Below are 4,384 nucleotides of genomic sequence, written 5' to 3'. Positions count from 1 at the left end.
CGCTCCAGCCGGCGCCGCCCAGCAGCAGGTGGCCTCGGCGGTCGCCGCACAGGAGCAGATCCCAGGCGGCGCGGCCCTCGTCGACGAGTTCTTCGAGACGGGCGAGGCGGTCGGGGCCGGCGGGCAGGGCGGCGACTAGGGCGGCGACCAGGGCGTCGCGCAGGACGTCGGGCGCGGCGGCCCGCGACGTCGCGTCCGCGGCTGCGAGCAGCCCGGCCGTGAGGTCCGCCCGCGAAGCGCGATCGGTGGTCACGCGACGCCGTCTTGCGGGGCGGTCTCGGCTTTCTTGCGGTTGCCGATGACCCGCGCGGGGTTGCCCATGAGGATGCTGAAGGGGGGGTACTTCTTGGCGCCCACGATCGAGCCGGCCGAGACGATGCAGCCGTCGCCCAGCTCGACGCCGGGCATCAGGAAGGCGTTCGAGCCGATCCAGACGTCGCGGCCGATGACGACCTCGCGGTACTCGGCGCCCTGGTCGCGGATCGGGCGGTCGGGGTCGGCGAAGACGTGGTTGGTCGTCCAGACCTTGACGCCCGGACCGAGCAGGGTGTGGTCCCCGATGGTGATGCCGCCGGCGGCCTGCAGGAAGTTGTCGACGCCGATGGTGACGTTGTCGCCGAGCAGGATCTTGTGGACGTTGCGGAAGCGGGCGCCCTCGTGGATGCGGACCCGCGGCCCGCAGCGCCCGAAGGCGGGTTGCAGCACGCCGGCCCGCAGCAGGAAGCCGTAGGAGCCGGGGCAGTTGCGCACGAAGGAGTAGCGCAGCAGCAGGCGGCCGGTGGGGTCGCCCAGCGACTGCCGGAATTCCTTGAGGACTTGGAGCATCCGCGGAGCCTCCGTCGCTCAGCGGACCAGGAGCATGCGGCGTGAAACGCTCTCGGGGCCGCCGTCGATGCGGTAGAGGTACACGCCCGACGGCTGGCTCCGCCCCTGGTCGTCGGTTCCGTCCCAGTGCGCGGCGTGGTGGCCGGCTTCGAACCGGGCCGCGGTCAGGATGCGACGGATCAGCCGCCCCGACAAGTCGAAAACGTCGAGGCTCACCGACGCGGGCTGCGTCAGGGTGAAGTCGATGGCCGTGGAGGGGTTGAACGGGTTCGGGTGGTTGCCCGTCGCGATCAGCAGCGGCGCCGGCGGCGCGGCGGTCAGTTCGCCGATCCAGCTCGGGTCCACCATGCGGATCAGCAGCGAGGCGAAGCGCGGCCCGATGGTGACGTTGGCGAAGGTGTTCGGATGGCTGTCGCTCGGCACGCCGGGGCGGCGGTATTCCTCGCGCAGCATGTTGCGCACGGGATTGGTGGCGACGTTCGGCGCGGCCAGCTCGTCGAACAGGTCGTAGAAGACGAGGTTCGGGTGCCCGTTCATGAAGCCGGGGCTCTGCAGCCAGTTGTAGAAGACCCGGGAGCGGTCGGCCATGGCGTTGGTCGTGTCCTCGGGCCGGCGCGGCGAGCCGCTGACCAGCACGAACAGCTTGTCGGGGTGCTGGTCCAGGACGTTGCGGATCTGCAGGTACTGGGACTGGTAGGACTGCAACATGGCGTCCGAGGTGATGTCGCCGGTGCTGTGGTCGTTCTTCAGGACGATGATGTCGTGGCGGTCCAGCAGGGAGTCCATGAACGCGCTGCCGGTGCAGAAGATGGTGTACCAGCCGTCCGGCTGGATGTCGTTCGCCTCGATGCCGTAGGACCAGTCGGAGTGGACCGTGCTGTCGGGCAGGATGATGCCGGTGAAGGAGTTCCCGCTGTCGTAGTCGTGGTCCCAGAACTTGATGGCCGTCCCGTAACGGAAGTTGTGGGACTCCAGCAGGCTGCGCACGCCGCTGTCGCGGATCAGGTTGCGGCCCGTGGAATGGTGCACGAACATCATGTTGGTGCCGGGCAGGGAGCGCTGGCCGACGACCACGAAATTCGGGAAGGACTGCTGCTCGGCGGCGCCGTTCTTCCAGGCGGTGACGACGATGTTGTAGCGGCCCGCGCTGCGGTAGGCGTGGCGCGCCGTCGTCGTGGCGGCGGGGTAGGTCTTCGACTGGCCGTCGCCGAAGTCGACGGTCAGCGAGTCCGGCGCCGTGGTGTAGCTCCACGTGAAGTCCACGCGGTCTTCGTTCAGGATGTTGGCGGTCGGGGTCTTGACCAGCGCCGAAATCGGCGCTGCGGCCGCGGCGACGGCCGTCAAGAGCAGGAAAAAGCACGCGGCCAGGATGGACTTGGCGGCCATGAAGGCTCCCGGGTCGTGGTGATTCTAGCGGAGCCGGCGCCCCGCGTTGTCTTTAGGAATGGTACATAGTATCACGAAACAGTAAAAACGTCCAGTTTCCAGCCGCCCGCGGCGGGTCATGATCGTCGCAACACACATTTCGTCATCGACTTCCAAAGACGGAGGTCCCACGGCCTCAGGAGTGCGGCCTGGGTGAAATCGGCAGCGGCGGCCATGTTCCGGCCCTCGCGCGCATGCCAACGGCCGCGGGTGACGTAAGAATGCGTCCAAGCATAGCGGCGCGCAGCCGGTGAAACGCAGCCGGGATGTTCGGCCAGGAAGCGGGTCATCATGCGGAAGGCATTGTCGAGGCGCTCACCGGTGCGGTGGGACATCTGGCCCTCCCAAAGTCGATATTCGACAAGGGTTTCCGGCAGGTATCGGAAGTCCCAGTCCACGGAAATCCGCAACCACAAATTGTAGTCGATCGACATCGACAAAGAAGTGTCGAAACCTCCGACTTTCTCAATGGCTTCGCGGCGGGCCAACGCCGAGGGGAAATTGACGAAATTGTCGACCAGAAGCTGCGACGTGATGCGACCGCTGAAGCATTCCATGCGAGGGGCCGGTGTCGGGCGCCCTTCGCCGTCGATGCAGGTGAAGTCGGTGTAGACCACCCCCAGAGAGGGGGCGTTTTCGAAGTGGGGCAGCTGGCGGGCGAGCTTCTCGGGCAGCCAGCGGTCGTCGGCGTCACAGAAACCGACGAATTGTCCGCTCGCTTCCCGCAGCCCGCGGTTCTTGGCCGCGGTCTGGCCGGCGTTTGCCTGTCTGACGATCTTGACGCGGGGATCGGCTGCGTATTCCTCCAGCACCTTCCAGGTGTCGTCCGTCGAACCGTCGTCAACGATGATCAACTCGAGCCGGTCGTGGGTCTGCGCCAGGATGGAGTCTACGGTTTCTCGCAGATAGTGCCCCATGTTATAGGTCGCGGTGATGACGGAGACTAAGGGTGTGCCGAGGTTCTGCATTCCGTACTCCTGGCCCAGGTCGGGTCTCCGCAGGTGAGGTCCGTCGGGTGGCGCGTGCGGCCGTCTTCAGCGATCTGTTGTGGTCCTGATTCCTTCCCTGTGCCACATTGACCGGGAAGGGCCGTTGACCGACCCCCAGCCCGTCCCCCCGCGGTATCGGCTGGTTGCGTCGCCATGGTAGTACAAATTCCCGGCGGTGCCGATGCCGAACGAGGTGCCGTTTCGGTGGGATGTCGGCGGTGGATCCGTCGGGGTCGGTTCGGCGGCGGCGATACAGCCCGGGAGGATACTCCGGTTTGATCAAGGTCCTCTACTGCATCGACAGCATCAGCCGCGGTGGCACCGAGACCCAGCTGATCGGCCTGATCAACCGCCTCGACCGCCGAGGTTTCGCCCCGAGCCTGTGCACCCTGCGGCCCTCGTCGGACTACCTCGGGGAGGCCGACTGCCCGCGCCTCGAACTGGACGCCCGGCGGCTGTTCTCGCCCGGGGGCGTGTCGCGGCTGCGCGCCCTCGCCGCGCACCTGCGCGAGCAACGGATCGACGTCGTGCAGACGTTCTTCCAGGACTCGACGCTGCTGGGGATCGCGGCGGCGCGGCTGGCCCGGGTCCCGGTGCGGCTCGTGTCCTTCCGCGACCTCGGCTTCTGGCGCACGCCGGCCCAGGAGTTCCTGATGCGGCGGACCTACCCGCTGGCGACGGGGTTCCTGGCGAATTCCGAGGCGGTCAAGCATCATGTGTGCTCGCGGGACCGGCTGGACCCGCGCCGGGTGGGGGTGATCCGCAACGGGATCGACGTCGACCGCTACCGTTTCGTGGAGCACCCGGAGGGCGGCGTCGCCGTCGGCATCGTCGGCAACCTCAACCGCAGGGTCAAACGTGCCGACCTGTTCTTGAGGGCGGCCGCCAGGGTGGCGGACCGGCACCCCGAGACCACCTGGCACCTGATCGGGGACGGCGAGCTGCGGCCGCAGTACGAGCGGCTGGCGGCGGAGCTGGGGATCGCCGACCGCACCGTGTTCGCGGGCCGCATCGCCGACGTGCCGGCCTACCTGCAGCGGCTGGCGATCGGCGTGATGTGCTCGGACTCCGAGGGCTTCAGCAACGCGGTGCTCGAGTACATGCTCAGCGGCTGCGCGGTGGTCGCGACTTCGGTCGGCGGCAAC

General features: G+C 67.8%; 5 protein-coding genes. 1 reads left to right on the top strand and 4 read right to left on the bottom strand.

Annotated features, from left to right (window positions below; all coding sequences use genetic code 11):
• The 4 genes from Q7W29_04080 to Q7W29_04065 all read right to left on the bottom strand — a co-directional run.
• Positions 1-253 (bottom strand): hypothetical protein (locus tag Q7W29_04080; protein ID MDO9170992.1); only part of this gene is annotated, 253 nt, incomplete at its 3' end.
• Positions 250-825 (bottom strand): acyltransferase, encoded by a 576-nt coding sequence (locus tag Q7W29_04075; protein ID MDO9170991.1) that lies wholly within the window; start codon positions 823-825, stop codon positions 250-252. The genes Q7W29_04080 and Q7W29_04075, both read right to left, overlap by 4 nt.
• 18 nt (positions 826-843) lie before the next feature.
• Positions 844-2,211, bottom strand: a complete 1,368-nt coding sequence (locus tag Q7W29_04070) for a FlgD immunoglobulin-like domain containing protein (GenBank protein ID MDO9170990.1) — start codon at positions 2,209-2,211, stop codon at positions 844-846.
• A 116-nt stretch (positions 2,212-2,327) separates the two neighbouring features.
• The gene (locus tag Q7W29_04065; protein MDO9170989.1) at positions 2,328-3,218 is read right to left on the bottom strand and encodes a glycosyltransferase; all 891 of its coding nucleotides are present in this window, start codon (positions 3,216-3,218) and stop codon (positions 2,328-2,330) included.
• Positions 3,219-3,514: 296 nt separating this feature from the next.
• On the opposite strand from Q7W29_04065, the gene Q7W29_04060 reads away from it, so the two are divergent.
• A partial coding sequence (locus Q7W29_04060) for a glycosyltransferase (GenBank protein MDO9170988.1) occupies positions 3,515-4,384 on the top strand: 870 nt, incomplete at its 3' end.

Source organism: bacterium (assembly GCA_030654305.1).
Classification (GTDB): Bacteria; Krumholzibacteriota; Krumholzibacteriia; order LZORAL124-64-63; family LZORAL124-64-63; genus PNOJ01.
This window is presented reverse-complemented; position numbering and strand designations above follow the sequence as displayed.